Annotated in this window: 20 protein-coding genes; 6 read left to right on the top strand and 14 right to left on the bottom strand. The window is 60.1% G+C overall.

Going from position 1 to position 22,612, the window contains the following annotated elements:
• The first annotated feature begins 185 nt into the window (after positions 1 to 185).
• From B0D71_RS09395 to B0D71_RS09375, 4 genes are all read left to right on the top strand, one after another.
• A complete protein-coding gene (locus tag B0D71_RS09395) occupies positions 186 to 1,343 on the top strand; it encodes an efflux RND transporter periplasmic adaptor subunit (protein WP_103394519.1) in 1,158 nt (385 codons plus the stop codon).
• A gap of 3 nt (positions 1,344 to 1,346) precedes the next feature.
• Positions 1,347 to 4,508 carry an efflux RND transporter permease subunit EmhB gene (emhB, locus tag B0D71_RS09390; RefSeq protein WP_103394518.1) on the top strand — a complete coding sequence of 1,054 codons (3,162 nt, stop codon included), beginning with the start codon at positions 1,347 to 1,349 and terminating at the stop codon, positions 4,506 to 4,508.
• The gene (gene emhC, locus B0D71_RS09385; protein ID WP_103394517.1) at positions 4,508 to 5,968 is read left to right on the top strand and encodes an efflux RND transporter outer membrane subunit EmhC; all 1,461 of its coding nucleotides are present in this window, start codon (positions 4,508 to 4,510) and stop codon (positions 5,966 to 5,968) included. Before emhB ends, emhC begins: the two co-directional genes overlap by 1 nt.
• A 436-nt stretch (positions 5,969 to 6,404) precedes the next feature.
• On the top strand, positions 6,405 to 7,664 hold the full coding sequence (locus B0D71_RS09375) for an OprD family porin (protein ID WP_103394515.1): 1,260 nt from the start codon (positions 6,405 to 6,407) through the stop codon (positions 7,662 to 7,664).
• A 105-nt stretch (positions 7,665 to 7,769) separates the two neighbouring features.
• On the opposite strand, the gene pcaC is transcribed toward B0D71_RS09375, so the two are convergent.
• The 11 genes from pcaC to pcaR all read right to left on the bottom strand — a co-directional run bounded on the left by pcaC (position 7,770) and on the right by pcaR (position 18,569).
• Positions 7,770 to 8,162 (bottom strand): 4-carboxymuconolactone decarboxylase, encoded by a 393-nt coding sequence (gene pcaC / locus B0D71_RS09365; RefSeq protein WP_008054163.1) that lies wholly within the window; start codon positions 8,160 to 8,162, stop codon positions 7,770 to 7,772.
• Positions 8,163 to 8,172: 10 nt separating this feature from the next.
• Positions 8,173 to 8,964: a 3-oxoadipate enol-lactonase gene (gene pcaD / locus B0D71_RS09360; RefSeq protein ID WP_103394514.1), complete on the bottom strand. Its 792-nt coding sequence runs from the start codon at positions 8,962 to 8,964 to the stop codon at positions 8,173 to 8,175.
• A gap of 12 nt (positions 8,965 to 8,976) precedes the next feature.
• Positions 8,977 to 10,341, bottom strand: a complete 1,365-nt coding sequence (locus B0D71_RS09355; RefSeq protein ID WP_103394513.1) for a 3-carboxy-cis,cis-muconate cycloisomerase — start codon at positions 10,339 to 10,341, stop codon at positions 8,977 to 8,979.
• A 43-nt stretch (positions 10,342 to 10,384) separates the two neighbouring features.
• Positions 10,385 to 11,689 carry an MFS family transporter gene (locus B0D71_RS09350; RefSeq protein ID WP_103394512.1) on the bottom strand — a complete coding sequence of 435 codons (1,305 nt, stop codon included), beginning with the start codon at positions 11,687 to 11,689 and terminating at the stop codon, positions 10,385 to 10,387.
• 196 nt (positions 11,690 to 11,885) lie between these two features.
• Positions 11,886 to 12,452, bottom strand: a complete 567-nt coding sequence (pcaG, locus tag B0D71_RS09345) for a protocatechuate 3,4-dioxygenase subunit alpha (protein ID WP_103394511.1) — start codon at positions 12,450 to 12,452, stop codon at positions 11,886 to 11,888.
• A gap of 1 nt (position 12,453) precedes the next feature.
• Positions 12,454 to 13,158, bottom strand: coding sequence for a protocatechuate 3,4-dioxygenase subunit beta (pcaH, locus tag B0D71_RS09340; protein ID WP_103394510.1), 705 nt, complete (start codon positions 13,156 to 13,158; stop codon positions 12,454 to 12,456).
• 37 nt (positions 13,159 to 13,195) lie between these two features.
• Positions 13,196 to 14,401: a 3-oxoadipyl-CoA thiolase gene (pcaF, locus tag B0D71_RS09335; RefSeq protein WP_205885987.1), complete on the bottom strand. Its 1,206-nt coding sequence runs from the start codon at positions 14,399 to 14,401 to the stop codon at positions 13,196 to 13,198.
• The gene (locus B0D71_RS09330; RefSeq protein WP_103394508.1) at positions 14,398 to 15,177 is read right to left on the bottom strand and encodes a CoA-transferase subunit beta; all 780 of its coding nucleotides are present in this window, start codon (positions 15,175 to 15,177) and stop codon (positions 14,398 to 14,400) included. Before B0D71_RS09330 ends, pcaF begins: the two co-directional genes overlap by 4 nt.
• Positions 15,177 to 16,034, bottom strand: coding sequence for a CoA transferase subunit A (locus tag B0D71_RS09325; RefSeq protein WP_008054173.1), 858 nt, complete (start codon positions 16,032 to 16,034; stop codon positions 15,177 to 15,179). The genes B0D71_RS09330 and B0D71_RS09325 overlap by 1 nt, the downstream gene beginning before the upstream one ends.
• Positions 16,035 to 16,256: 222 nt before the next feature.
• Positions 16,257 to 17,603 carry a 4-hydroxybenzoate transporter PcaK gene (pcaK, locus tag B0D71_RS09320; protein WP_103394507.1) on the bottom strand — a complete coding sequence of 449 codons (1,347 nt, stop codon included), beginning with the start codon at positions 17,601 to 17,603 and terminating at the stop codon, positions 16,257 to 16,259.
• 123 nt (positions 17,604 to 17,726) lie between these two features.
• Entirely contained in the window at positions 17,727 to 18,569 is an 843-nt protein-coding gene (gene pcaR / locus B0D71_RS09315; RefSeq protein ID WP_008054175.1) for a pca regulon transcriptional regulator PcaR, read from the bottom strand.
• Positions 18,570 to 19,258: 689 nt separating this feature from the next.
• Between pcaR and B0D71_RS09310 the strand changes: the two genes are divergently transcribed.
• Positions 19,259 to 19,459, top strand: a complete 201-nt coding sequence (locus tag B0D71_RS09310; RefSeq protein ID WP_007986337.1) for a hypothetical protein — start codon at positions 19,259 to 19,261, stop codon at positions 19,457 to 19,459.
• A gap of 376 nt (positions 19,460 to 19,835) precedes the next feature.
• The gene (locus B0D71_RS09300; protein ID WP_103394505.1) at positions 19,836 to 21,311 is read left to right on the top strand and encodes an inorganic phosphate transporter; all 1,476 of its coding nucleotides are present in this window, start codon (positions 19,836 to 19,838) and stop codon (positions 21,309 to 21,311) included.
• 270 nt (positions 21,312 to 21,581) lie between these two features.
• Here the strand turns inward: B0D71_RS09300 and ccoM are convergent, their stop codons facing one another.
• From ccoM to B0D71_RS09290, 3 genes are all read right to left on the bottom strand, one after another.
• Entirely contained in the window at positions 21,582 to 21,692 is a 111-nt protein-coding gene (gene ccoM / locus B0D71_RS32070; RefSeq protein WP_007998356.1) for a cytochrome c oxidase subunit CcoM, read from the bottom strand.
• Between the two features lie 144 nt (positions 21,693 to 21,836).
• Positions 21,837 to 21,998: a hypothetical protein gene (locus tag B0D71_RS31420; RefSeq protein WP_092267318.1), complete on the bottom strand. Its 162-nt coding sequence runs from the start codon at positions 21,996 to 21,998 to the stop codon at positions 21,837 to 21,839.
• Positions 21,999 to 22,097: 99 nt separating this feature from the next.
• Complete coding sequence (locus B0D71_RS09290) at positions 22,098 to 22,439, bottom strand: hypothetical protein (RefSeq protein ID WP_008054180.1); 342 nt, start codon at positions 22,437 to 22,439, stop codon at positions 22,098 to 22,100.
• Positions 22,440 to 22,612 lie beyond the last annotated feature (173 nt).

Raw genomic sequence — 22,612 nt, 5'->3', positions numbered from 1 at the left:
ACAATTCCAACCTTTCAACGGCTTGTGTAACGGCTTGTGTAAGGACGTTGATACGCAGCCTGGGTATTTACAAACAGCCATGTACGTAAGTATATTCCTTAGCAAGCTACTTATCCACTCGGCAAACACTTTTCAACCTTCCACCTTTCTAGTGCGCACGTTGCGCGCCTGACCCGAGGATTTTCATGCAATTCAAGCCAGCCGTTACCGCCCTGGTCGCCGCCGTCGCCTTGGCATCGCTACTCAGCGGATGCAAAAAGGAAGAGGCAGCACCGGCCGCCCCACCGCCTCAGGTCGGCGTCGTGACTCTGCAACCGCAAGCTTTCACCCTGACATCCGATCTGCCCGGCCGTACCAGTGCGTTCCGCATTGCCGAAGTCCGTCCTCAGGTCAACGGCATCATTCTCAAGCGCCTGTTCAAGGAAGGCAGCGACGTCAAGGCCGGCCAGCAGCTCTATCAGATCGACCCTTCGATCTATGAAGCTACGCTCGCCAGCGCCGAAGCCAACCTGCGTTCGACCAAGTCGGTTTCCGATCGCTACAAGCAACTGGTCGACGAACAAGCCGTAAGCCGTCAGGAATACGACACCGCCGTGGCCAACCGCCTGCAATCGGAAGCCGCGCTGCAAACCGCTCAGATCAACGTGCGCTACACCAAGGTCTATGCCCCGTTGACCGGCCGTATCGGCCGCTCCTCGGTGACCGAAGGCGCACTGGTCAGCAATGCCCAGGTCGATGCGATGGCGGTGATTCAGCAAATCGACCCGATCTACGTCGACGTGACGCAGTCCTCGGTCGAGTTATTGCAATTGCGCCGTGAGCTGGAAAGCGGTCGCCTGCAAAAAGCCGGCGATAACGCGGCCTCGGTCAAGCTGACCCTCGAAGACGGCAGCGACTACAAGCTGGACGGCAAGCTGGAGTTCTCCGAAATCTCGGTTGACCAGACCACCGGTTCCGTCACCCTGCGCGCCATTTTCCCGAACCCTGACCACACGCTTCTGCCTGGCATGTTCGTGCACGCCAAGTTGCTGGCCGGTGTGAACAGCGCGGCGATCCTGGCCCCGCAGCAAGGCGTGACCCGCGACCTCAAAGGTACACCGACCGCACTGGTTGTCGGCCCGGACAACAAGGTCGAACTGCGTCAACTCAAGGCCAACCGCACCGTCGGTAACCAGTGGCTGATCGAAGATGGCCTGAAAGCCGGCGATCGCCTGATCACCGAAGGTCTGCAATTCGTCAAACCTGGCATCGAAGTCAAGGCCAGTGAAGCGACCAACGTAGCCGCAAAGAACCCGGCCCCCGCCCAGGCAGCTGATAAAGCCTCCGGCGGCAAAGGGGAGTAAACCATGTCGAAATTTTTTATCGACCGTCCGATTTTCGCCTGGGTAATTGCCCTGGTGATCATGTTGGTCGGGGCACTATCGATCCTCCGGTTGCCGATCAACCAGTACCCGAGCATTGCGCCTCCAGCGATCGCCATCTCCGTGACCTACCCGGGTGCTTCGGCACAAACGGTACAGGACACCGTGGTTCAGGTGATCGAGCAACAGCTCAACGGTATCGACAACCTGCGTTATGTCTCGTCGGAAAGTAACTCCGACGGCACCATGACCATTACCGCGACCTTCGAGCAAGGCACCAACTCCGACACCGCACAGGTTCAGGTGCAGAACAAGCTGAACCTGGCCACCCCGTTGCTGCCGCAAGAAGTGCAACAGCAGGGTATCCGCGTCACCAAGGCGGTGAAGAACTTCCTGTTGGTGATCGGCGTGGTGTCGCGTGACGGCAGCATGACCAAGGACGACCTGTCCAACTACATCGTGTCGAACATGCAGGACCCGATCTCCCGGACCGCCGGTGTCGGCGACTTCCAGGTGTTCGGTTCGCAGTACGCCATGCGTATCTGGCTGGACCCGGCCAAGTTGAACAACTACAACCTGACCCCGATCGACGTCAAAACCGCCATCGCCGCGCAGAACGTCCAGGTGTCGTCCGGCCAGCTCGGCGGCCTGCCTGCCCTGCCCGGCACCCAGTTGAACGCGACGATCATTGGCAAGACCCGTCTGCAGACCGCGGAGCAATTCGACAAGATTCTGCTCAAGGTCAACAAGGACGGTTCCCAGGTTCGCTTGAAAGACGTTGCCGAAGTCGGTCTGGGTGGTGAGAACTACAGCATCAACGCCCAGTTCAACGGTGCCCCGGCTTCCGGTCTGGCGGTGAAACTGGCCACTGGCGCCAACGCTCTGGATACCGCCAAGGCCCTGCGCACAACCATCGACAGCCTCAAGCCGTTCTTCCCGCAAGGGATGGAAGTGGTGTTCCCGTATGACACCACCCCGGTCGTAACGGAATCGATCAAGGGCGTGGTTCACACCCTGGTCGAAGCGATCGCGCTGGTGTTCCTGGTGATGTTCCTGTTCCTGCAAAACTTCCGCGCCACGGTGATCACCACCATGACCGTACCGGTGGTATTGCTCGGTACGTTCGGCATCCTCGCGGCCGCCGGGTTCAGCATCAACACCCTGACCATGTTCGGCATGGTGCTGGCCATCGGCTTGCTGGTGGACGACGCCATCGTCGTGGTGGAAAACGTCGAACGGGTGATGAGCGAGGAAGGCCTGTCACCCAAGGAAGCCACCAAGAAGTCCATGGGCCAGATCCAGGGCGCACTGGTCGGTATCGCCCTGGTGCTGTCGGCGGTTTTGCTGCCGATGGCGTTCTTCAGCGGTTCCACCGGTGTGATCTACAAGCAGTTCTCGATCACCATCGTCTCGGCCATGGCCCTGTCGGTACTGGTTGCACTGATCTTCACCCCGGCGCTTTGCGCAACCATGCTCAAGCCGATCCCGAAAGGCGAACACGGCACCCCGAAACGCGGTTTCTTTGGCTGGTTCAACCGCAATTTCGACCGCGGCGTTCGTGGCTACGAACGTGGTGTCGGCAATATCCTGCAGCGCAAGATCCCGTACCTGCTGGCGTACCTGCTGATCGTGGTTGGCATGATCTGGCTGTTCACCCGCATTCCAACGGCGTTCCTGCCGGAAGAAGACCAGGGTGTACTGTTCGCCCAGGTGCAAACCCCGGCCGGTTCCACCGCCCAGCGTACCCAAGTGGTCGTCGATGAAATGCGTGAATTCCTCCTGCGCCCTGGCAAGGATGGCGGCGAAGGCGATGCGGTGAACTCGGTGTTTACCGTGACCGGCTTCAACTTCGCCGGCCGTGGCCAGAGCTCGGGTATGGCGTTCATCATGCTGCGTCCTTGGGACGAACGTAACGCCGACAACAACGTGTTCAAGGTGGCGGCCCGTGCCCAGCAGCACTTCTTCACCTTCCGCGATGCCATGGTGTTCGCCTTCGCGCCACCGGCGGTACTGGAACTGGGTAACGCCACCGGTTTCGACGTGTTCCTGCAGGACCGCGCCGGTATCGGTCACGAAAAACTGATGGAAGCGCGTAACCAGTTCCTTGGTATGGCCGCGCAAAGCAAGATTCTGACTCAGGTGCGTCCGAACGGCCTGAACGACGAACCGCAATACCAGCTGGAAATCGATGACGAGAAGGCCAGTGCCCTGGGCATTACCATCGCCGACATCAACAACACCCTGTCGATTGCCCTGGGCAGTAGCTACGTCAACGACTTCATCGACCGTGGTCGGGTGAAGAAGGTTTACGTGCAAGGCAAGCCAGGCTCTCGAATGGGCCCTGAAGACCTGCAGAAGTGGTACGTGCGCAACAGCGCCGGCACCATGGTTCCGTTCTCGGCGTTCGCCAAGGGCGAGTGGATCTACGGTTCGCCGAAACTGGCCCGCTACAACGGTGTGGAAGCGATGGAAATCCTCGGTGCCCCGGCGCCAGGCTATTCCACCGGTGAAGCCATGCTCGAAGTCGAAGCCATTGCCAAGAAACTGCCGGCGGGTGTCGGTATTTCCTGGACCGGCCTGTCGTACGAAGAACGTCTGTCCGGTTCGCAAGCGCCAGCGCTGTACGCCCTGTCGCTGCTGATGGTGTTCCTGTGTCTGGCGGCGTTGTATGAAAGCTGGTCGATTCCGATCGCGGTCATGTTGGTGGTACCGCTGGGGATCATCGGTGCACTGATGGCCACCAGCCTGCGCGGTTTGTCCAATGACGTGTACTTCCAGGTAGGTTTGTTGACGACTATCGGTCTGGCGGCGAAAAACGCCATTCTGATTGTCGAATTTGCAAAGGAACTGCATGAACAAGGGCGTAGCCTGCGCGACGCGGCGATCGAAGCCTGCCGCATGCGTCTGCGACCGATCATCATGACCTCGCTCGCCTTCGTCCTCGGTGTGGTACCACTGGCGATATCCACGGGCGCAGGTTCCGGTAGCCAACATGCAATCGGTACCGGCGTGATCGGCGGTATGATCACCGCCACTGTGCTGGCGATCTTCTGGGTCCCGCTGTTTTTCGTCACCGTGTCGTCCATTGGCCAACGTAAAAAGGTCGACCAGGATGACGCTACTGAAACTCCTAAAGAGGCTGGCTAATGAGCAAGTCGCTACTCTCCCTGGCAGTCGCCGCCTTCGTGCTCGGTGGCTGCTCGCTGATACCTGATTATCAGCAGCCCGAAGCACCGGTGGCGGGCCAGTACCCGCAGGGCCTGGCGTACTCGCCGGCCCAGGCACCGGCGCAAGCGGCTGCCGAGCAGGGCTGGAAGCAGTTTTTCCATGACCCGGCGCTGCAACAGCTGATCCAGGTGGCCCTGGAAAACAACCGTGACCTGCGTGTCGCGGCCCTGAACATCGATGCGTTTGCCGCGCAGTACCGCATCTCCCGCGCCGATTTGTTCCCGGCCGTCTCGGCCAACGGCACTGGCAGCCGGCAGCGGGTTCCGGCTAACGCTTCGCAGACCGGCGAAGCCGGCATCACCAGTTCCTACTCGGCAACTGTTGGCGTCAGCGCCTATGAACTCGACCTGTTCGGTCGGGTTCGCAGCCTGAACGAAGAAGCCCTGCAGAAGTACTTCGCCACTGAAGAAGGCCGTCGCAGCACACAGATCAGCCTGGTGGCCAGCGTGGCCAATGCCTACCTGACCTGGCAGGCCGACAAGGAGCTGTACAAGCTGACCCAGGACACCCTGGCCGCCTTCGAGGAGAGCTACAAGCTCACCGCCCGCAGCAACGAAGTCGGCGTCGCCTCGGCCCTGGACCTGGCTCAGTCGCGCACCTCGGTGGAAAACGCCCGTGCACAACTGGCCAAGTACACCCGTCAGGTCGCGCAGGACGAGAACAGCCTGGTGCTGCTGCTCGGCACCGGTATCCCGGCCAACCTGCAAGCGGCCAAACCGCTTGACGACAACTTGCTGAGCGACGTTCCGCCCGGCCTGCCGTCGGACCTGTTGCATCGTCGTCCGGACATCCTTCAGGCCGAGTACAACCTCAAGGCCGCCAACGCCAACATCGGCGCGGCGCGGGCTGCGTTCTTCCCGAGCATCAGCCTGACAGCCAATGCCGGCACCCTGAGCCCGGACCTGTCCGGTCTGTTCAAGGGCGGTTCGGGTACCTGGCTGTTCCAGCCGCAGATCAACCTGCCGATCTTCAACGCCGGCGCCCTGAGCGCCAGCCTGGATTACTCGAAAATCCAGAAAGACATCGGCGTGGCGAACTACGAGAAGTCCATTCAAACGGCCTTCCAGGAAGTCGCCGACGGCCTGGCCGCCCGCCAGACCTACGTCCAGCAGTTGCAGGCACAGAAAGATTTCGTCAGTGCCAACCAGGACTACTACCGGCTGGCCGAGCGTCGTTACCGCATCGGTGTCGACAGCAACCTGACCTTCCTCGATGCCCAGCGTCAGCTGTTCAGTGCGCAACAGGTACTGATCACCGACCGCCTGGCGCAACTGGTCAGCCAGGTAAACCTGTACAAGGCCCTGGGCGGTGGCTGGAACGAACAGACGGCAAAGAACGAGCCGTTGAAAGAAGAAGCGCCGAAGATGAAGTACTTCTGATAGCGCTGTGAAAACACGAAGCCCACCGAATGGTGGGCTTTTTGTTGCCTGCGGGAAAAGGTGCATTGTTAAATCCGACCCCATCGCGGGCAAGCCCGCTCCCACAGGGTTCTTTTATGAACACAGAATTTGCGTCCATACCGGGCAACTGTGGGAGCGGGCTTGCCCGCGATGGGGCCCGCACTATCAATACAAAGTCAGCGGCAATCTTCGTTCGATAATCGCCCAAAATCCGTTTTCAACAATTGAACCATTCAGTACATTCCACGCACCATCCGAACCACAAAACCAATAACAACAGGTTCGACGCCATGCCCCCGCGCCCCGCCCTCTCCGGCTGATCCGCTTCGTTTGTGCTGATTTCGAATATTCGTCTGCAACCCAGGGTTGCGGCATCACCCCGCTTCATCCCAAAGAATTAGAGAGACCCGAGCCCATGACGCCTTCTTCCGCGCAGTACTTCGTTCCCAGCCTGATCGCCATGACCCTGGCCAGCGCTGCCCTGCCCGCCAGCGCCGAAGAATCGGGTTTTGTCGAAGGCGCCAAGGTCAACCTGAACCTGCGCAACTTCTACATCAACCGCAACTTCACCAACCCGACCAAGGCCCAAGGCAAGGCTGAGGAGTGGACGCAGAGTTTCATCCTCGACGCCAAGTCCGGGTTCACCCAGGGCACTGTCGGATTCGGCATGGATGTGCTCGGTTTGTATTCGGTGAAGCTCGACGGCGGCAAAGGCACCGGCGGCACGCAACTGCTGCCGCTGGATCACGACGGTCGCCCGGCAGATAACTTCGGCCGCACCAACGTGGCGTTCAAGGCCAAGCTGTCGCAGACCGAAATCAAGGTCGGCGAGTGGATGCCAGTATTGCCGATCCTGCGCTCGGACGATGGCCGTTCGCTGCCGCAAACCTTCCGTGGCGGCCAGATCACCTCGAAGGAAATCAATGGCCTGACGCTCTACGGCGGCCAGTTCCGTCAGAACAGCCCGCGCGACGACAGCAGCATGGACGACATGTCGATGACCGGCAAAGCCGCGTTCACCTCCGACCGTTTCAACTTCCAGGGCGGCGAGTACATGTTCAACGACAAACGTACCCAGATCGGCCTGTGGAACGCCGAACTGAAGGACATCTACAGCCAGCAATTCGTCAATTTGATTCACAGCCAACCGCTTGGCGACTGGACTCTGGGCGCCAACCTGGGCTTCTTCTATGGCAAGGATGACGGCAGCGCCCGGGCCGGCGAGCTGGACAACAAAACCCTGTACGGCTTGTTTTCGGCCAAATACGGCGGTAACACCTTCTACGTGGGCCTGCAAAAACTCACCGGCGACAACGCCTGGATGCGGGTCAACGGCACCAGCGGCGGCACCCTGGCCAACGACAGCTACAACTCCAGCTACGACAACGCCCAGGAACGCTCATGGCAAGTACGCCACGACTACAACTTCGCCGCCCTCGGCGTGCCGGGTCTGACCCTGATGAACCGCTACATCAGTGGCGACAACGTGCACACCGGCAGCATCACTGACGGCAAGGAATGGGGACGTGAATCGGAGCTGGGCTACACCGTGCAGAGTGGTGCGCTGAAAGACCTGAACCTGAAATGGCGCAACTCGACCATGCGTCGCGACTACAGCAACAACGAGTTCGATGAAAACCGCCTGATCATCAGCTATCCGATCAGCCTGCTCTAAACCCTGTAGGAGCTGGCTTGCCAGCGAAGGCGTCCTCGAAAACAACGCATCATCCAGAGGCCCCTTCGCCGGCAAGCCGGCTCCTACAGGTGTCATGCGATCATTCTATTCCCGCGACTCAACCCCCAACTCATCCCACACCGACTCCGCCAGGTGGAAGGTCGCATTGGCCGCCGGAATCCCGCAGTAGATCGCACTCTGCATGATCACTTCCTTGATCTCGCCACGGCTCACGCCGTTGTTGGCAGCGGCGCGCAGGTGCAGTTTGAGTTCGCCCTCGCGGTTCATGCCGATCAGCATGGCGATGGTGATCAGGCTGCGGGTGTGGCGCGGCAGGCCCGGGCGGGTCCAGATGTCGCCCCAGGCGTGACGGGTGATCATCTCCTGGAACTCCGAGTTGAACTCGGTCAGGGTTGTCAGGCTTCGGTCGACGTGGGCGTCGCCCAGTACCGCGCGACGGACTTCCATCCCCTCGTCGTAACGTTGTTTCTCATCCACAGGAAAACCCTCAATCAGCCGACAGAAACGCCAGCACGCGCTCGCTGAACGCGTTGCCTGCCTGGACGTTGGACAAGTGTGCCGCATAGAACTCGGCGTACTCGGCGCCCGGCACATGTTCCTGAATGAAGTGCCCGCCGGACGGCGGCGTCACCGCATCCAGAGCGCCTGCGATCACCAGCAGCGGCGCCTTGATCGAGGACAACTGCTCGCGGAAATCGGCATCGCGCACCGCCGCGCAGTTGGCCGCGTAACCTTCGGGCGAAGTGGCTGCGAGCATGTCGGTGATTTGCTTGGCAGCTGCCGGATTGGCCTCGGAAAAATCCGCGGTGAACCAGCGGGCAATCGACGCATCGCGCAGGGCAACCATGGCCGCCTGACCATCGCGCAGCACCATTTCAATGCGCGGGTCCCACACCGACGTATCGCCGATTTTCGCTGCGGTGTTGCACACGATCAGCTTGTTCAGGCGTAAACCGGCATTGATTCCCAGCCACTGGCCGATCAGCCCGCCCATGGACAATCCGCAGAAATGCGCGCGTTCGATGTGCAAGGCATCCAGCAAGGCGAGCACGTCGTGGCCCAGTTGCTCGATGCTGTACGGGCCCGGCGTCACCAGCGATTGGCCGTGACCACGGGTGTCAAAACGCAACACGCGAAAATGCTCGGTAAACGCTGGGATCTGCGCGTCCCACATGTGCAGGTCAGTGCCCAGGGAGTTGGACAGCACCAGCACCGGCGCATCGACCGGCCCATCGAGTTGGTAATGCAGTTCGCCCTCGGCGAGTTGTACAAAAGCCACAGCAAGTCTCCTTCAGGCAGTCAATGCAGAATGTTCAGCCACCGCACGCTCGACCCAGTTTTTCGCCTGGCCGAGGTAATGGGCGGGGTCCAGCAGATGATCGAGTTCAGCCGCCGACAGTTCGGCGGTCACTTGCGGTTCGTCGCCGAGGACTGCACGCAGGTGACGCTGTTCGGCCACGGCGCGCTTGCAGCAGTGTTCGAGCAGATGATGCGCGGTATCGCGGCCGACCCGTTGGGCGAGGACGATGCTCACCGCTTCGGCGAGCACCAGGCCTTGGGTCAAATCGAGGTTGCGGGTCATGCGCGCGGCATCCACTTCCAGCCCCTGCGCAATCAACAACGCTTGCTGCAGGCTGCCCGACACCAGGCAGCAAATCTCCGGCAGGGTTTCCCACTCGGCATGCCACAGGCCGAGGCTGCGTTCGTGCTCCTGGGGCATGGCGCTGAACAGCGTCGAGAGCAGACCGGGTACACGCGTCGCCGCGCCAATCAGCACCGCCGCGCCCACTGGATTGCGCTTATGCGGCATGGTCGAAGAGCCGCCCTTGCCCGGCGCCGAGGGTTCGAACACTTCGGCGGCCTCGGTTTGCATCAACAGGCTGATGTCGCGACCCAATTTGCCGAGACTGCCGGCGATCAGGCCGAGTGCGGCACCGAACTCCACCACGCGATCGCGCTGGGTGTGCCACGGCTGTTCGGGCAAGGCCAGTTGCAGCTCTTCGGCCAGCGCACGGGCAATCGGCATGGCCTGTTCTCCCAGGGCCGCCAGGGTTCCGGATGCACCGCCAAATTGCAGCACCAGCAGCCGCGGCTTGAGCTCGGCCAAGCGCCGGCGACTGCGCGTCACCGCCCCCAGCCAGCCAGCGATTTTCATGCCGAGGGTGACCGGCGTTGCATGCTGCAACCAGGTGCGCCCGGCCAGCGGCGTCGCCGCATAACGTTGGGCCTGCATCGCAAGGGTTTGGCCCAGTTGCGCCAGATCGCTTTCGATCAGTTCCAGTGCGCGGCGCAGTTGCAGCACCAGGCCGCTGTCCATCACATCCTGACTGGTCGCGCCCAGATGCACGTAACGCTCAGCCTCGGCATTCTGCGAAGCAATCTGTTTGCCCAGTGCCTTGACCAGCGGAATCGCCGAGTTACCCGCGGTGGCAATCGCCTCGCCCAACGCGGCGAAGTCATAAAGTCCGGCGCTGCAAGCGGCTTCAATCGGCGCGACAGCACTCGACGGAATCAACCCGACCTGCGCTTCGGCCCGGGCCAATGCCGCTTCGAAATCAAGCATGGCCTGGACCCGGCCCTGATCGCAGAACACTTCACGCATATCGCGGGCAGTGAAATAGGCATCGAACAATTGATTGCCCGGTCGCTGGTTCATAAACAATTCCTGAAGGCGCGGGCCTGCGGTCCGCGCGTGAAGATCAAAGATCGTGATGCAGGTACTTCGCCTGTTTCGGCAGACGCAGGCTGAACAGGAACGCTATCGCCATCATCACCGTCACGTACCAGTAGAAGGAGTTTTCCATGCCCACGGCCTTCAGGCTCAAGGCCACATACTCCGCTGAACCACCGAAGATCGCATTCGCCACCGCATACGCCAGGCCAACGCCCAGTGCACGCACCTCGGGCGGGAACATTTCGGCTTTCACCAGACCGCTGATCGAGGTGTAGAAACTGACGATCGCCAGGGCCAGGGTAATCAACACAAAGGCGAGGAACGGACTGCTGACGCTTTTCAGGCTGAGCAGGATCGGCACGGTGCACAGCGTACCAAGGGCGCCGAACCAGAGCATCGAGCTACGTCGGCCAATCTTGTCGGCGAGCATGCCGAAGATCGGCTGCATGCACATATAGAGGAACAACGCGCCGGTCATGATGTAACTGGCGGTCTTGGCCGGCATGCCGGCGGTGTTCACCAGGTACTTCTGCATGTACGTGGTAAAGGTGTAGAAAATCAGCGAGCCGCCGGCGGTGTAGCCAAGCACGGTGATGAATGCGGCTTTATGGTCACGAAACAGCGCGCTGATGCTGCCGGCGTCCTTGTTTTCGCGCATTTCCTTGCTGGAGGTTTCTTTCAGAGAACGACGCAAATACAGCGAAACCAACGCCGCCATGGCACCGACCACAAACGGAATCCGCCAGCCGTAGGCGCGCAAGTCATCTTCGGTGAGGAACTGCTGCAGGATTACCACCAGCGACACTGCCAGCAACTGACCGCCAATCAGGGTCACGTACTGGAACGATGCGAAGAATCCGCGCTGGCCCTTGAGCGCCACTTCACTCATGTAGGTCGCGGTCGTGCCGTACTCTCCGCCCACCGACAAACCTTGCAGCAAACGGGCGAACAGCAACAGGATCGGCGCCCAGACCCCGATGCTGTTGTAGGTCGGCAGACAGGCGATCAGCAACGAGCCGAAGCACATCATCAGAATCGAGATCAGCATCGAGTTCTTGCGACCGTGCTTGTCCGCCAACCGCCCGAAAATCCAGCCGCCAATCGGCCGCATCAGGAACCCGGCAGCGAACACGCCAGCGGTATTGACCAGCTGCACCGTGGGGTTATCGGACGGAAAAAAGGCCGGGGCGAAATAGATCGCACAGAAGGCGTAGACGTAGAAGTCGAACCATTCAACCAGGTTGCCGGACGAAGCACCGACAATCGCGAAGATCCGCTTGCTGCGCTCCTCACCGGTGTATAGCGCTGTAGTAGCTATAGGGGTTGCCATTGTTTTTTCACTCTGTGGGGACAGTGAGAGTCTAGACACACTTTGCAACAGTCCCGTTCCGCAGATGCATTAGCCTACGCAGTTCCCTCTGTAGGAGCCGGCTTGCTGGCGATTGCGGTGTGTCATTAAACATTGATGACACTGACACACCGTAATCGCCAGCAAGCCCGCTCCTACAGGGATTTGCCGTGTTCACTTAATAGTCGAAGAACACCGTCTCGGCATCGGTACCCTGCAGAATCACATTCCACTGGTACACACCCGACGCATCCTTTTTCGCCAGCAAAGTACCGCGACGCTCGGCCGGCACGCACTCCAGCAGCGGGTCATCGATGTTGGCCGCCTCGCCATCAAAGTAAATCCGCGTCAGCAAGTGCTTCACCAGGCCCCGGGCAAACACCAGTACCACAAGGTGCGGTGCCTGGGTCGTGCCTTTGAGTCCCTCGACCGTGCCCGGCTTGATGGTGGTGAAACGGAAGCGCCCTTCGGCATCCACCGGTACCCGGCCAAAACCTTCGAAGTTCGGGTCCAGGGGTTTGTCCTGGTCGTCCTCCGGGTGGTCATACTTGCCGGCGGCGTTGGCCTGCCAGACTTCCAGCATCGCGTCGTTGACGATGTCGCCATTGCCGTCGACCACTTGCCCGGTGATCGCCACGCGCTCGCCCAGGGTTTGCTCGACGGTCAGGTTTTCGCGGTTCAGCCAGGTCAGGCCGATGTGGTAGTACGGCCCGACGGTGTGGGACGTGGTCGCAGTCAGCGTCATCTTATTTCTCCATCGGCGTGGCATCACGGCCGCGCAATACGATGTCCCAGCGATAACCGAGGGCATAGGAAGGGATGGTTTTTTCCAGGTCGAACGTGGCGATCAGGCGCTCTTTGGCGCGGGTATCGGGCACGCAGTTGTAAATCGGGTCGTACGCCAGCAGCGGGTCGCCCGGGAAATACATCTGCGTCACCAGGCGCGTCAGGATGCTCGGCCCGAACAACGAGAAGTGAATATGCGCCGGGCGCCACGCGTTGTGGTGGTTGCCCCACGGATAGGCGCCGGGCTTGATGGTCTGGAACTGATACCAGCCATCGGCGTCGGTCACTGTGCGGCCTGTGCCAGTGAAGTTCGGGTCCAGCGGCGCGTCGTGCAGGTCGCGGGCATGGGCGTAGCGACCGGCGGCGTTGGCCTGCCAGATCTCCACCAGAATCCCCGGCACCGGCAGACCGTTTTCATCGAGCACGCGGCCGTGAATGATGATGCGCTCACCCTGTGGCTGCCCCTCGTGCTGGGCGGTCAGGTCGTTGTCCTTCTCGTTGATGCGCTCGGCACCTACGGTCGGGCCGGTAATTTCCGACAACGAATGGGGCAAAAACACCAACGGCTTGGACGGCGAGCGCAGATTGGTGGATTGATAGGTCGGGTGCAGGTACTCCGGCTGAGTGCCCGCCTGCGGGCGACGGTAACCAGGCTTGTCAGTCATGAAGCATTCCTCAGTTCTTATAAGTCTTCAGAGCGCGTCAGACGCGCTCGATCGCCAGGGCCAGACCTTGACCGACACCGACGCACATGGTCGCCAGACCTTTCTTGCCACCGGTTTTTTCCAACTGATGCAACGCGGTCAACACCAATCGCGCACCGCTCATGCCCAACGGATGGCCCAAGGCAATCGCGCCACCGTTCGGATTGACCTGGGCCGCGTCGTCTGCGATCCCCAGTTCACGCAGCACCGCCAAACCCTGGCTGGCAAATGCCTCATTGAGTTCGATCACGTCGAAATCGCTGACCGCCACGCCGAGGCGCTCGATCAGTTTGCGCACTGCCGGCACCGGGCCGATGCCCATCACCCGAGGGGCAACTGCGGCGCTGGCCATGCCCAGCACTTTGGCGCGAGCGGTCAGTCCGTGTTTCTTCACTGCTTCGGCCGAAGCCAGGATCAACGCGGCGGCGCCGTCGTTCACACCCGAGGCATTGCCAGCGGTGACGGTCTTGTCGGGGCCGTTGACCGGTTTGAGTTTGGTCAGGGCTTCCAGGGTGGTGTCGGCGCGAGGATGCTCGTCCTGACTGACCACGGTTTCACCCTTCTTGTGGGCGATCCGCACTTCGACAATTTCTTCGGCGAAGAACCCGGCGGCTTGCGCGGCGGCGGTGCGCAGCTGACTGCGCAAGGCAAAGGCGTCCTGATCTTCGCGGGAGACCTTGTAATCGTCAGCCACGTTGTCGGCGGTCTGCGGCATCGCGTCCACGCCGTACTGGGCTTTCATCAGCGGGTTGATGAAGCGCCAGCCGATGGTGGTGTCTTCGAGCTTCATGTTGCGCGAAAACGCGGCATCGGCCTTGCCCATCACGAACGGCGCACGGGACATCGATTCGACGCCACCGGCAATTGCCAGCTCCATCTCGCCGCTGGCGATCGCGCGGAACGCGGTGCCGATGGCATCCATACCCGAAGCGCAAAGACGATTGAGGGTCACGCCGGGAATGGTTTCCGGCAGGCCGGCCAGCAGCAGAGCCATGCGCGCGACGTTGCGGTTGTCTTCGCCGGCCTGGTTGGCGCAGCCGAGGAACACCTCGTCCACGGAACTCCAGTCCACCGACGGGTTGCGCTCCATCAAGGCTTTGATCGGCACGGCAGCCAGGTCATCGGCACGCACCGTCGACAGGCCACCGCCGAAACGGCCGATGGGGGTGCGAATTGCGTCGCAGATATAAACGTCACGCATCACGCTTCTCCGGGGGCTTGGCCGTGTGCGGCAGCGGTACGGGCTTCGAGGTCGCGCAGCGCGGTCAGTTCGACTTCAGTCGGCTCAGCAGTTTGCTCTACATGGTCAGCAAAGCGAATCGCCCAGCCAGTGGCAGCAACCACTTGCTCGCGGGTTACGCCCGGGTGCAGTGCGGTGACCACGAATTCGTGAGTACCCTCCTCCGGTTCCATGATGCACAGGTCGGTGATGATCCCGACCGGGCCGGCGCCCGGCAGGCCGAGACGCTTGCGCGAATCGCCGCCCTCGCCATGGCCGACCGAAGTGATGAAGTCCAGTTTGTCGACGAAAGAGCGCGCCGACTGTTTGAGGATGATCAGCACGCTCTTGGCGGAACCGGCAATTTCCGGCGCGCCGCCGGCGCCTGGCAGGCGTACTTTCGGCGCGTGGTAATCGCCGACCACGGTGGTGTTGATGTTGCCGAAACGGTCGACTTGCGCCGCGCCAAGGAAGCCGACGTCAATACGCCCGCCCTGCAGCCAGTAGCGGAAAATCTCGCCGGTCGGCACCACGGTGTCAGCGGTTTCCGCCAACTCACCGTCACCGATCGACAGTGGCAGTACGCTCGGCTTGGCACCGATCGGACCCGATTCGTAGATCAGGACCACGTCCGGAGAGGAAGTGAGGCGTGCCAGGTTGGCCGCTTTCGAAGGCAGGCCGATACCGACGAAGCACACCGAACCGTTCTTCAAGCGACGGGCAGCGGCGACGGTCATCATTTCATTGGTGGTGTAAGTCATTACTTCGCCTCCGAAGCGGCGGCCAGTTTGGCCTGGAACTCGCTGAAGTCAGCGCTGCCATGAATGTATTCGTTGATCCACGCGGTGAAGGTTTCACGGTCGCGGGCAATCGGGTCCCAGGCCTGGTAGAAGCGGTTGTCGCGTTCGTTGTAGCCGTGGGCGTAGGACGGATGCGCACCGCCAGGCACGTGGCAAACCGCGCTCAAGGCCCAGGTTGGCAGTACACAGGAATTCATCGGTGCATTGAGGTCGTCGACGATCTCTTCAACGGTGACGATGCAGCGCTTGGCGGCCAATGCGGCTTCTTTCTGCACGCCGAGGATGCCCCAGAGCAGCACGTTGCCCTTGCGATCGGCTTTCTGCGCGTGGATCACGGTAATGTCCGGGCGCACCGAAGGCACGGCCGCCAGCACTTCGCCGGTGAATGGACAGGTGACGGATTTGATCAGCGGGTTGACCTTCGGCAAGTCGGAACCTGCGTAGGCACGCAGCACCGCGAACGGCAGGCCCGAAGCACCGGCGACATAGGCATTGGCCAGGTCGGCGTGGCTGTGTTCTTCGATTTCCAGCGCGTGGGGCCACTGCTTCTCTACGGCGTCACGCAGACGATGCAGGGAGCCGACACCCGGGTTGCCGCCCCAGGAAAAAATCAGCTTGCGGGCACAACCGGCTCCGATCAACTGGTCGTAGATCAGGTCAGGGGTCATCCGTACCAGGGTCAGATCTTTTTTGCCCTGACGAATGATTTCGTGACCCGCCGCCGTCGGGATCAGATGGGTAAAGCCTTCGAGCGCGACCGTATCGCCGTCGTTTACGAATTGCTTCACCGCGTCGTGCAGCGAAAGGATTTCAGCCATGGGGCAGGCTCCCGTTTATTGTTAACCGACAGTGGAAGAAGGCGCCGATGCGCAGCGCCGGAATGACTGAAGATTAAGCCTGTGCAAAACGTCAAACAATCCGATAATCGACTAAGCGTTCGATTATCGAACATATTGTTGCTCTGCTACCGATCCCCAAAAGCTTCGCGGGCAAGCCCGCGATGAGGCCCGAAAACTCACTACAAAATCCGGGAATCAGCCTCAGGTCGCATCCGCATGACTGACCATGCCCTTGATCACCACGGCCGCGGTTGCCAGCGCCGCCGGAATCACCAACGCCGTCAGCACTTGCTCGAAGTTCCAGCCCAGCCCCAGCAGCGTCGCGCCCATCCACGCCCCGAGGATGGCGCCGAAGCGGCCGATCCCGAGCATCCACGACACCCCGGTGGCCCGCCCCTGAGTCGGATAAAAACGCGCCGCCAGCGACGGCATCGCCGATTGCGCACCGTTGACACACATACCGGCCACCAGCACCAGCGTCGCCAGCAGCGCGATGTTGCCCAGGCTCTGGCCTACCGCGTAGGCAAACACCCCGGCCAGCAGGTAGAAAGTGCCGATGACCTTGTGCGGATTGAACCGGTCCATCGCCCAACCCACGCCCACCGCACTCAACACGCCGCCGAACTGGAATAGCGCGCCGATGAAGGCGGCCTGCTCCATGCTCGCGCCACTGTCACGCATCAGCGTCGGCAGCCAGCTGGTCAGCAGGTAAACGATCACCAGGCCCATGAAGTAGGTCAGCCACAACAGCAAGGTGCCGGTGCTGTAGGTGCCGGAGAAGATCACCGCGAACACATTGCGCGCCTTCACGGTTTTCTGTTCCGGTACGCTGAAGCTGGACGCCTGGGCCACCACCGTCGGGTCAATCGGCGCCAGTGCCTTGCGCACTTTGTCCGTGCCACGGTTGCGTACCACCAGGTAACGCGCCGACTCCGGCAGCCAGAGCAACAAGACGACGGCGAGGATCAGCGGCAGAATCCCGCCGATCAGCAACAGGCTGTGCCAGCCAAAGGCCGGAATGAGCTTGGCCGAAATAAACCCGCCACCGGCCATGCCGAGGTTGAAACCGCAGAACATGCTGGTCACCAGCAGGGACTTTTTGCGCTCGGGAGTGTATTCCGACAGCAGGGTCGTGGCATTCGGCATGCCGGCACCCAAACCCAGGCCGGTCAGGAAGCGCAATACCAGTAGCTGGTCCACATTGCTGCTGTAGGCCGAGGCCAGGCTGAAGGCGCCGAACAAAAGCACGGCCCCGACCAGTACGACTTTGCGTCCGAAACGGTCAGCCAAGGGCCCCGATCCGAGCGCGCCGAAGACCATGCCGATCAGAGCCGCGCTCATTACCGGGCCGAGACTGGCACGGTCGATACCCCAGTCCTGGGACAGGGCCGGAGCGATGAACCCCATGGCCGCGGTATCGAGGCCATCGAGGAAGACAATCAGGAAACACAGGATCACCACCCGCCACTGGTAGCGCGAAATGGGTTGGGCATTGATGAAGGACTGCACGTCGAGGCAGTTACCTACAGCAGACTGAGGCTGGTTCATTATTTTTATTCCACGGATCGCAGTCGAACGGTGTCAGCAGACGCTGATGAAGCCGCGACAGTAATGATCCGGAGGAAACAGCGTCAATTCGATAAACGCAACTCTGTGCGTTTATCGAACAGCTTAGGCAAACAGTTGGGCACTGAGGTCGCGGCTGGCGCTCAACAAACCGGGCAGGAAACGCTGTTCAAGTTCATTGCGGCTGACCCGCCCCGCATGGGTGCTGACGTTGAGGGCCGCCACTACCTGCCCGGAAGCGTCGTACACCGGGACCGCAATCGAACGCAGCCCTTGCTCGAGTTCCTGGTCGACGATGCACCAGCCTTGCAGTCGTACTTCTTGCAGGCATTCAAGCAATGCCTCGGGGGTGTGAATCGTACGACTGGTCTTGGCCTGCAATTCGGCGTGATCGAGGTATTCGCCCAGTGACGTGTCATCCAGCGCGGCCAGCAGAATCCGCCCCATAGACGTGCAATAGGCCGGCAAGCGCCCGCCTACCGACAGGTCCACCGAAATCAGGCGCTGCGTGGTCGCGGAGCGGGCGATGTACAGAATGTCATCTCCTTCCAGCGTGGCCATGTTGCAAGCCTCGTGCAGTTGTTCGCTCATGCGGTCCAGATAAGGCTGGGCGGAAACCGCCAGCGGCGTTGATGACACATAGGCATGGCCGAGGGTCAGCACCTTGGGCAGCAACGAATAGGTGCGGCCGTCGGTAGTGGCGTAGCCGAGTTTGATCAGGGTATGCAGGCAACGGCGCACAGCGGCGCGGGGAATTTCCGTGCGGTGGCTGATCTGGGCGATGGTCAGGTGCCGTTTGCGCTCCTGAAACGCTTGCACCACGGCCAGGCCACGGGCCAGGGACGTCATGAAATCCGGGTCACCGGTCAGTGCCTGGATCCGTTTGGCCGGTGAGGCAACGATGGGTGGAGCCACTGACGCGAAGGAATTGCGCATTTGATCGTTCATACAAGGTCCTTTTACCCACTCGGATCAGCGACTATTACAAAGGGCTAGCGCCTGACGCTCAAGCCCAACCCGCCAACACCGGGCGATTATCGAACGCTCGACCGATAATCGCAATCCATCGTGTCAATCACCCGATCCGCTGATATCCGTTTTTTCACTGACTCACGCACTCATGATTACATCGACTCGACGCAGGACTTAATGGGGCATTCTAAATACCGTAACTTGTTCGACTTAATGGCGCCAGAAAGGCATCGCACCAATGAGGTATCAGTCGACGTTCTAGTTGATCGTAAAGTTTCGGGCAACAACACTGTCACACCCAAGACCCACTTTTAACTCTTTGGAGATAGTGTTCTTCAAATCGGCCGCTATAATACAATTCAGTAGCGCTTCGGTTTTTTACTTTCCGGACCCGCTGCCCGGCGATGCGATGTCCCATCTGCGTTGCCCTTCACAAGCGCCACATCCGCATTGCACAGCCTTGCCAGTGCGCTTGCTGAAACAGGAAACTGAAGCTACGTCAGCTATTTATCTCTGGTGCCGTGGCCGCCTGTAACATGGAAGTATTGATCACGTCGTTGGCACAACGATGCCTTGACGGGCATTGCCCATTCGACAAACGTGATCAATCGATTTGATGCAGCGCGTTTTCACCAGAATTTATCTCAACTCAATCAGGTAGCACTGTGACGAAAGACGAACTGCGCGCGGAACTAGAGCGCCAGGAACAACGTTACAAGGAAGTTTACGGCGGAGAAGTCACCACTTACGCCGCTCAACCCGAACCGGAACGCAAACCCTGGCGTAAACGCGCCACCGTTCAGGATCAGGTTTTCCAGCAGGAACTTCAAAAAATGGAAAAGGAACTCAAAGCCGAAGAGCCGTGACTGCTTCGGTCTGTTCCTTATATAGGCCTGCCTCTGCACCCGTTAAAAGCGGGATGTATCGATCTTGCCTTGCGCGCCCGCTACCAGCGGGCAGCGGCCATCAACGTCATCGAATCAGGCAGATTTTCGATATCTGACCTATTTCTCAGATTTTTCGCACAAGCTTTCAAGCCCATCCCCCTGGGGCGCGAATCTCCTGCGACGGCAATCTTTTCAAATAAAATCAATGACTTAAAAAACACAGCAAAACCCTTGGGTTTTGGGCGTTGCGGCCAAAAAAATCATTGAAGAATGTTACCGACGAGCAGCTAGTGCATTGATTGACACTCTTTTCTGGCATAATCGCGCCCCCTTATGACCGGGTCAGAAAACCTTCATGATCGATTTATTCAGCGGACTGGATGCTTGGGTGCTTGTGAGCCTCTTGCTCGCCCTGGCCTTTGTCCTCGCCTTCGAGTTCATCAACGGCTTTCATGACACCGCTAACGCGGTGGCCACCGTTATCTACACCAAAGCCATGCCGCCTCACCTGGCGGTGTTCTTCTCAGGTGTGTTCAACTTCCTCGGCGTGCTGCTGGGCGGGGTCGGCGTGGCCTATGCCATTGTCCACCTGCTGCCGGTAGAGCTGCTGATCAATGTGAACACCGGCCATGGTCTGGCGATGGTGTTCTCATTGCTCGCCGCAGCCATCACCTGGAACTTGGGCACCTGGTACTTCGGTATCCCCGCCTCCAGCTCCCATACGCTGATCGGTTCGATCCTCGGCGTGGGCCTGGCAAACGCCTTGATCAACGAAATTCCGTTGGCCGATGGCGTGAACTGGCAGAAGGCGATCGATATCGGCATGTCGCTTGTGTTCTCGCCAATGGCCGGTTTCCTGATCGCCGCGCTGATCCTGATCGGTCTTAAATGGTGGCGTCCGCTGTCGAAGATGCACAAGACGCCGGAACAGCGCCGCAAGATCGACGACAAGAAACACCCGCCGTTCTGGAATCGCCTGGTACTGGTGATCTCGGCCATGGCCGTGAGTTTCGTGCACGGCTCCAACGATGGCCAGAAAGGTATCGGCCTGATCATGCTGGTCCTGATCGGTATCGTGCCGGCGCAGTTCGTCCTCGACCTGAACAGCACGACCTATCAGATCGAGCGCACCCGCGACGCCACGCTGCACCTGAGCCAGTTCTATCAGCGCAACTCCGAAACCCTGGGTGAGTTCCTGGCCCTGGGCAAGAGTGTGGAAGGCGATCTGCCGGAGAAGTTCCGTTGCAACCCGCAACAGACCGAACCGACCATCAGCGCCCTGCTCGGCACCCTCAAAGGTGTAGCAGACTACCACTCGCTGTCGGCGGAAAGCCGCATCGAAGTCCGTCGCTACCTGCTCTGCCTGGACGACACCGCGAAGAAAGTCAGCAAGCTGCCAACCCTCGGAGCCCGTGAAAAGGCTGACCTGGACAAGCTGCGCAAAGACCTGACCACCACCACTGAGTACGCCCCGTTCTGGGTGATCCTGGCGGTTGCACTGGCCTTGGGCCTGGGCACCATGGTCGGCTGGAAACGCGTGGTCCTGACCATTGGCGAGAAGATCGGCAAGCAAGGCATGACTTACTCCCAAGGCATGTCGGCGCAGATCACCACAGCCAGTCTGATCGGCATGGCGAACATCTTCAGCCTGCCGGTTTCCACCACCCACGTGCTGTCCTCTGGCGTGGCGGGCACCATGGTCGCCAACAAGAGCGGCCTGCAAGGTGGCACCGTCAAAACCATCCTGCTGGCCTGGGTACTGACCCTGCCAGCCACGGTGGCCCTGTCGGCCGGGTTGTTCTGGCTCGCTTCGAAGGCGCTTGGCAGCTGATAAGCAGCCAAACGAAAAAGGCGCGTTCCGCAAGGACCGCGCCTTTTTTATCGCCAAAATATTCGCCACACCACAACTCATTGTGGGAGCGAGCTTGCTCGCGATAGCGGCCTTACAGCCAATATAGATGCTGAATGTTATGGCCTCATCGCGAGCAAGCTCGCTCCCACAGGGTTTAAGTGTATCGATAGAGTTCTACAGGCAAAAAAAAGGGCAACCGAAGTTGCCCAAAATGCCTTGCGTGCTCATTACATCCAGAAAGAACTACGGTTATTTCCGCTTCTGCGAATCCTTCCAGATAAAAAGTCCGAACCCTGCAAAAAACACAAACATGAGGCTGACAGTCAGCACTCCGGCAATCACCACGTTGTCGAAAAACATGACGCGTCTCCTGCACTTGGCCTGTTGCGATAGGGCTAAGTTAACCAAATGGGCAGGAGAGAATATTGACCGGGATCAATGTCGCCCGAGACTGGGCAAGAGGAAGGGGAAAGTTTGACCCGCATCAATGTATGCGGGGGGACTTCAGCGCTTTTTCGGTTTGTTTTTCGGCTTTTTCTTTGGTTTGCCCAGTGGCATGGCCTGCTCGAACGCCTGGCGAACTTCATTGAGCCGTTTGTCATTGAGGTCATGAACACGCTTGGCGCGTTCAGCGTTGAGGTCAATCAGTTTGTCGTCTTGGCTCATGGCGGTCAGTGCATCGCTTGAAATGAAATTCAGCCGCCGTAGCGTTCGGCGACCCTGCGCCAATAATGCGTCCTGACGGCCGCGCTGACCAGCCTGCGCTCAAATCTCGATATCGACCCACAGCCCCTGCCGTGGCTGATCTTCCATCAGCGGCGCCACTGGCACGGTGTTGTCGGCATTGAGCTCATCGCCGGGAATCGCCAGGTGCGCCTCGGGATCATTGTCTGCTTCGTGGCGACGGCGTTCCTGCTCCTGCCTGCGGCGCTGTTCCTCGCGCAGCACTAAGCCGTCCTCTTCAGGATTGCGTTTTTGCAGGTCAATGGTGCTTTCACTCGAGCTTTCCTGCACCGGCACCACCGGTGGAATATCCGGACGCTGGCGGATCGGATCGGTTTGTGAAGTGATCGGCACGGCACTCAAGGGGAGCATCGGTGGCAGCATGGTTTTCGGTCTCCTGTCAGCAGGCTGTCGGCTGCGGGGATGGCGACTTGAGCCATCGGTCGCAAACTGTGACCCAATTGGCACTCATTAATGCACCGAGCGGCACTTCATGAATAGGTGGGCTAACGTAAGACTGTGAGTTTTTCTGAGAGTCCTTTGGCCCTGAAGCCCTC

It is taken from the genome of Pseudomonas laurylsulfativorans (assembly GCF_002906155.1).
GTDB classification, from domain to species: domain Bacteria; phylum Pseudomonadota; class Gammaproteobacteria; order Pseudomonadales; family Pseudomonadaceae; genus Aquipseudomonas; species Aquipseudomonas laurylsulfativorans.
This window is presented reverse-complemented; position numbering and strand designations above follow the sequence as displayed.

Bases quoted from the DNA above. Each gene is read 5' to 3' on its own strand.
- B0D71_RS31420 (WP_092267318.1), bottom strand. From the start codon at position 21,998: ATGAGCCAAGACGACAAACTGATTGACCTCAACGCTGAACGCGCCAAG.
- B0D71_RS09290 (WP_008054180.1), bottom strand. From the start codon at position 22,439: ATGCTGCCACCGATGCTCCCCTTGAGTGCCGTGCCGATCACTTCACAA.
- pcaG (WP_103394511.1), bottom strand. From the start codon at position 12,452: ATGACGCTGACTGCGACCACGTCCCACACCGTCGGGCCGTACTACCAC.
- pcaH (WP_103394510.1), bottom strand. From the start codon at position 13,158: ATGACTGACAAGCCTGGTTACCGTCGCCCGCAGGCGGGCACTCAGCCG.
- emhC (WP_103394517.1), top strand. From the start codon at position 4,508: ATGAGCAAGTCGCTACTCTCCCTGGCAGTCGCCGCCTTCGTGCTCGGT.
- B0D71_RS09355 (WP_103394513.1), bottom strand. From the start codon at position 10,341: ATGAACCAGCGACCGGGCAATCAATTGTTCGATGCCTATTTCACTGCC.
- B0D71_RS09330 (WP_103394508.1), bottom strand. From the start codon at position 15,177: ATGACTTACACCACCAATGAAATGATGACCGTCGCCGCTGCCCGTCGC.
- ccoM (WP_007998356.1), bottom strand. From the start codon at position 21,692: ATGTTTTTCGACAACGTGGTGATTGCCGGAGTGCTGACTGTCAGCCTC.
- B0D71_RS09375 (WP_103394515.1), top strand. From the start codon at position 6,405: ATGACGCCTTCTTCCGCGCAGTACTTCGTTCCCAGCCTGATCGCCATG.
- B0D71_RS09300 (WP_103394505.1), top strand. From the start codon at position 19,836: ATGATCGATTTATTCAGCGGACTGGATGCTTGGGTGCTTGTGAGCCTC.
- pcaK (WP_103394507.1), bottom strand. From the start codon at position 17,603: ATGAACCAGCCTCAGTCTGCTGTAGGTAACTGCCTCGACGTGCAGTCC.
- B0D71_RS09350 (WP_103394512.1), bottom strand. From the start codon at position 11,689: ATGGCAACCCCTATAGCTACTACAGCGCTATACACCGGTGAGGAGCGC.
- emhB (WP_103394518.1), top strand. From the start codon at position 1,347: ATGTCGAAATTTTTTATCGACCGTCCGATTTTCGCCTGGGTAATTGCC.
- pcaR (WP_008054175.1), bottom strand. From the start codon at position 18,569: ATGAACGATCAAATGCGCAATTCCTTCGCGTCAGTGGCTCCACCCATC.
- B0D71_RS09395 (WP_103394519.1), top strand. From the start codon at position 186: ATGCAATTCAAGCCAGCCGTTACCGCCCTGGTCGCCGCCGTCGCCTTG.
- B0D71_RS09325 (WP_008054173.1), bottom strand. From the start codon at position 16,034: ATGGCTGAAATCCTTTCGCTGCACGACGCGGTGAAGCAATTCGTAAAC.